At 56.2% G+C, this 5,455-nt stretch carries 3 rRNA genes; all 3 read right to left on the minus strand.

From position 1 onward, the window contains the following. Nucleotides 1-7: 7 nt before the first annotated feature. A 5S ribosomal RNA gene (rrf, locus tag FZC61_RS22745) occupies nucleotides 8-124 on the minus strand. Nucleotides 125-251: 127 nt separating this feature from the next. Next, nucleotides 252-3,407, minus strand: a 23S ribosomal RNA gene (locus FZC61_RS22750). A gap of 374 nt (nucleotides 3,408-3,781) precedes the next feature. Next, nucleotides 3,782-5,316: ribosomal RNA gene (locus FZC61_RS22755) — 16S ribosomal RNA — on the minus strand. Together the 16S, 23S and 5S rRNA genes form the textbook arrangement of a ribosomal RNA operon. Between the last annotated feature and the right edge of the window lie 139 nt (nucleotides 5,317-5,455).

Raw genomic sequence — 5,455 nt, forward strand, 5'->3', positions numbered from 1 at the left:
AATGTTTGTCCGGCGGCGTCCTACTCTCCCACAACCTCGCGATTGCAGTACCATCGGCGCTGGCAGGCTTAACTTCCGGGTTCGGTATGGGACCGGGTGTTTCCCTGTCGCTATGGCCGCCGTAACTCTATGTACCCAACACCCCCACCCCGAACAAGAGGGGCGTGTGGTGGTGCGGGTAAGTCATGTGTGTGGACGCGAGCGCAACAATTGTTTCGTGTGTTACGCGTGTGGTGTTGGTTGAGGGTTTGTGTGGCAAGCCCTCGGCCTATTAGTACCGGTCGGCTGGGCATTACTGCTGTACACCTCCGGCCTATCAACCCCATGGTCTGTGGGGGGCCTTAACCACTCAAGGTGGTGGGAAACCTCATCTTGAAACGTGCTTCCCGCTTAGATGCATTCAGCGGTTATCACTTCCGAACGTAGCCAACCAGCCGTGCCCCTGGCGGGACAACTGGCACACCAGAGGTTCGTCCATCCCGGTCCTCTCGTACTAGGGACAGCCTTTCTCAAGTTTCCAACGCGCGCGGCGGATAGGGACCGAACTGTCTCACGACGTTCTAAACCCAGCTCGCGTGCCGCTTTAATGGGCGAACAGCCCAACCCTTGGGACCTACTCCAGCCCCAGGATGCGACGAGCCGACATCGAGGTGCCAAACCATCCCGTCGATATGGACTCTTGGGGAAGATCAGCCTGTTATCCCCGGGGTACCTTTTATCCGTTGAGTGACCACGCTTCCACATGCCGTGGCCAGATCACTAGTTCCGACTTTCGTCCCTGCTCGACATGTCTGTCTCACAGTCAAGCTCCCTTGTGCACTTACACTCGCCACCTGATTGCCAACCAGGCTGAGGGAACCTTTGAGCGCCTCCGTTACATTTTAGGAGGCAACCGCCCCAGTTAAACTACCCATCAGGCACTGTCCCTGATCCAGATCATGGACCTAGGTTAGACATCTAGTACGACCAGAGTGGTATTTCAACGATGACTCCACACCCACTGGCGTGAATGCTTCACAGTCTCCCACCTATCCTACACAAGCCGAACCAAACACCAATACCAAACTATAGTAAAGGTCCCGGGGTCTTTCCGTCCTGCCGCGCGTAACGAGCATCTTTACTCGTAGTGCAATTTCGCCGAGTCCATGGTTGAGACAGCGCCCAAGTCGTTACTCCATTCGTGCAGGTCGGAACTTACCCGACAAGGAATTTCGCTACCTTAGGATGGTTATAGTTACCACCGCCGTTTACTGGGGCTTAAATTCTCAGCTTCACCCACCAAAGTGAGCTAACCGGTCCTCTTAACCTTCCAGCACCGGGCAGGAGTCAGTCCGTATACATCGTCTTACAACTTCGCACGGACCTGTGTTTTTAGTAAACAGTCGCTTGGGCCTGGTCTCTGCGACCCTCCCCGCTACCCACCGCAAGGGTGTTGACGGTTCGGGTCCCCCTTCTCCCGAAGTTACGGGGGCATTTTGCCGAGTTCCTTAACCATGGTTCACTCGATCGCCTTGGTATTCTCTACCTGATCACCTGAGTCGGTTTGGGGTACGGGCGGCGTATAGCTCGCTAGAGGTTTTTCTCGACAGCATAGGATCACCCACTTCACCAATAATGGCTCGGCATCACGTCTCAAACTCGACATCAAAGTCAGCGACCCGGATTTGCCTAGGCCACGTCCTACACGCTTACCCCGGGACAACCATCGCCCGGGCTGGGCTACCTTCCTGCGTCACCCCATCGCTTGACTACTACCGGATCGGATCCCACGCTCCCCCACACCGCCTCACCCCGAAGGGATCGGTCAGCGTGGCTTCGGATGGTTAGCATCACCGGGCTCGTCATGGGCGCTACTTTGCCGGTACGGGAATATCAACCCGTTGTCCATCGACTACGCCTGTCGGCCTCGCCTTAGGTCCCGACTTACCCAGGGCAGATTAGCTTGACCCTGGAACCCTTGATCATTCGGCGCACGGGTTTCTCACCCGTGATTCGCTACTCATGCCTGCATTCTCACTCGTGTCGCGTCCACCACTGGATCACTCCGCAGCTTCACCCGCGACACGACGCTCCCCTACCCACCCACACACCCGACCACCCAGTGGCCGAGACGTCGCTTCCGACAGTGTGAATGCCATAGCTTCGGCGGATGACTTGAGCCCCGCTACATTGTCGGCGCGGAATCACTTGACCAGTGAGCTATTACGCACTCTTTCAAGGGTGGCTGCTTCCAAGCCAACCTCCTGGTTGTCACTGCGACTCCACATCCTTTTCCACTTAGTCACCGCTTAGGGGCCTTAGCTGATGGTCTGGGCTGTTTCCCTCTCGACGACGGAGCTTATCCCCCGCCGTCTCACTGCTGCGCTCTCACTTACCGGCATTCGGAGTTTGGCTAACGTCAGTAACCTGGTAGGGCCCATCGGCTATCCAGTGCTCTACCTCCGGCAAGAAACACACAACGCTGCACCTAAATGCATTTCGGGGAGAACCAGCTATCACGGAGTTTGATTGGCCTTTCACCCCTATCCACAGGTCATCCCCTCAGTTTTCAACCTAAGTGGGTTCGGTCCTCCACGCGGTCTTACCCGCGCTTCAACCTGCCCATGGATAGATCACTCCGCTTCGGGTCTTGAGCGCGCTACTGAAACGCCCTATTAGGACTCGCTTTCGCTACGGCTACCCCACACGGGTTAACCTCGCAACACACCGCAAACTCGCAGGCTCATTCTTCAAAAGGCACGCCATCACCCCCACGCCCGATATGGCTACCGGATGGCTGGGCTCTGACGGATTGTAGGCACACGGTTTCAGGTACTATTTCACTCCCCGCCAGGGGTACTTTTCACCTTTCCCTCACGGTACTAGTCCGCTATCGGTCATCAAGAAGTATTTAGGCTTAACGGGTGGTCCCGCCAGATTCACACACCATTTCAGGGGTGGCGTGTTACTTGGGAAATGCTATAGGCAGGCATGATCCTACGACTACGGGGCTATCACCCTCTACGGCGCCGTTTTCCAACGGACTTCAACTTCAACCACACTTTCTTACTGCCCCACACGCCGGCAGACGCATGACAAACACTCCCACAACCCCAGAACCGCAACCCCTGCCGGGTATCACACGGACCTGGTTTGGCCTCATCCGATTTCGCTCGCCACTACTCTCGGAATCACTTTTGTTTTCTCTTCCTACGGGTACTGAGATGTTTCACTTCCCCGCGTTCCCCTCTACCGCCCTATTTTATTCAGACGGAGATGACTGGACATGACTCCAGCCAGGTTTCCCCATTCGGACACCCCCGGATCACAGCTCGGTTGCCAACTCCCCAGGGCTTATCGCAGGCTCCAACGTCCTTCATCGGCTCTTGATGCCAAGGCATCCACCATGTGCCCTTTAATGCTTGCCAAACAAACACTCAACAAACACAACACAAAGACACAAAACACTACAATTGCACAACCCAACACCCCGACATCCACCCAACCGGGCAGACCAGGTGCGGGCTGATGCTCGCGTCCACTATCAACATGACAAACACCAAGAAACCAACCAGCCATGACAAACCCATCCGGGCCTATCTGGACCTGATGTCTCAGGGCCCAACAGTGTGCCACACCCACCCACAAGTTGCGCACCCGGAATTCCACGCCCCAAGCAAAGCTTGCGACAGTACTAACCAAACACGCCCCCCACAGGAGAGCTTTCATCGACGATTCCACTAGTGAACACCACCAATGCCCCACAAACATTTGTCGTGGGCGCGGGGTATGTGCTCCTTAGAAAGGAGGTGATCCAGCCGCACCTTCCGGTACGGCTACCTTGTTACGACTTCGTCCCAATCGCCAGCCCCACCTTCGACAGCTCCCCCCACACAAGGTGGTTAGGCCACTGGCTTCGGGTGTTGCCGACTTTCGTGACGTGACGGGCGGTGTGTACAAGGCCCGGGAACGTATTCACCGCAGCGTTGCTGATCTGCGATTACTAGCGACTCCGACTTCATGGGGTCGAGTTGCAGACCCCAATCCGAACTGAGACCGGCTTTTTGGGATTCGCTCCCCCTCACGGGATCGCAGCCCTTTGTACCGGCCATTGTAGCATGCGTGAAGCCCTGGACATAAGGGGCATGATGACTTGACGTCATCCCCACCTTCCTCCGAGTTGACCCCGGCAGTCTCCTATGAGTCCCCATCACCCCGAAAGGCATGCTGGCAACATAGAACGAGGGTTGCGCTCGTTGCGGGACTTAACCCAACATCTCACGACACGAGCTGACGACAGCCATGCACCACCTGTACACCCCCAAAAGAAGCCTCATCTCTGAAGCGGCAGGGTGTATGTCAAACCCAGGTAAGGTTCTTCGCGTTGCATCGAATTAATCCGCATGCTCCGCCGCTTGTGCGGGCCCCCGTCAATTCCTTTGAGTTTTAGCCTTGCGGCCGTACTCCCCAGGCGGGGCGCTTAATGCGTTAGCTGCGGCACGGAACCCATGGAATAGGCCCCACACCTAGCGCCCAACGTTTACGGTGTGGACTACCAGGGTATCTAATCCTGTTCGCTCCCCACACTTTCGCTCCTCAGCGTCAGAACATTGCCAGAGAACCGCCTTCGCCACCGGTGTTCCTCCTGATATCTGCGCATTTCACCGCTACACCAGGAATTCCGTTCTCCCCTCAATGCCTCAAGTCTGCCCGTATCGGAAGCAAGCACTCGGTTAAGCCCAGTGTTTTCACTCCCGACGCGACAAACCGCCTACGAGCCCTTTACGCCCAATAATTCCGGACAACGCTCGCACCCTACGTATTACCGCGGCTGCTGGCACGTAGTTGGCCGGTGCTTCTTCTGTACCTACCGTCACCACCCACACGGGCGCTTCGTCAATACTGAAAGAGGTTTACAACCCGAAGGCCGTCATCCCTCACGCGGCGTTGCTGGATCAGGCTTCCGCCCATTGTCCAATATTCCCCACTGCTGCCTCCCGTAGGAGTCTGGGCCGTGTCTCAGTCCCAGTGTGGCCGGTCACCCTCTCAGGCCGGCTACCCGTCGAAGCCTTGGTAGGCCATTACCCCACCAACAAGCTGATAGGCCGCGAGCACATCCCCCACCCACAAAAGTTTCCACCAACACCCCATGCGAGGATCGGTCGTATCCGGTATTAGACACCCTTTCGAGTGCTTATCCCAGAGTGAAGGGCAGATTACTCACGTGTTACTCACCCGTTCGCCGCTCGTGTACACCGAAGTGCCTTACCGCTCGACTTGCATGTGTTAAGCACGCCGCCAGCGTTCGTCCTGAGCCAGGATCAAACTCTCCGTAGAAAATTCACTCCCGACAAATACGATTACTAGCTATCGCCAGAATCATTGCCGAAAAAACTAAACCCATCCAACAAACAGACGAGCATCAAACTAATTCGTCGACTATGACACACTGTTGAGTTCTCAAACATCAGACGCA

It is taken from the genome of Nocardioides rubriscoriae (genome assembly GCF_008087085.1).
GTDB classification, from domain to species: Bacteria; Actinomycetota; Actinomycetes; order Propionibacteriales; family Nocardioidaceae; genus Nocardioides; species Nocardioides rubriscoriae.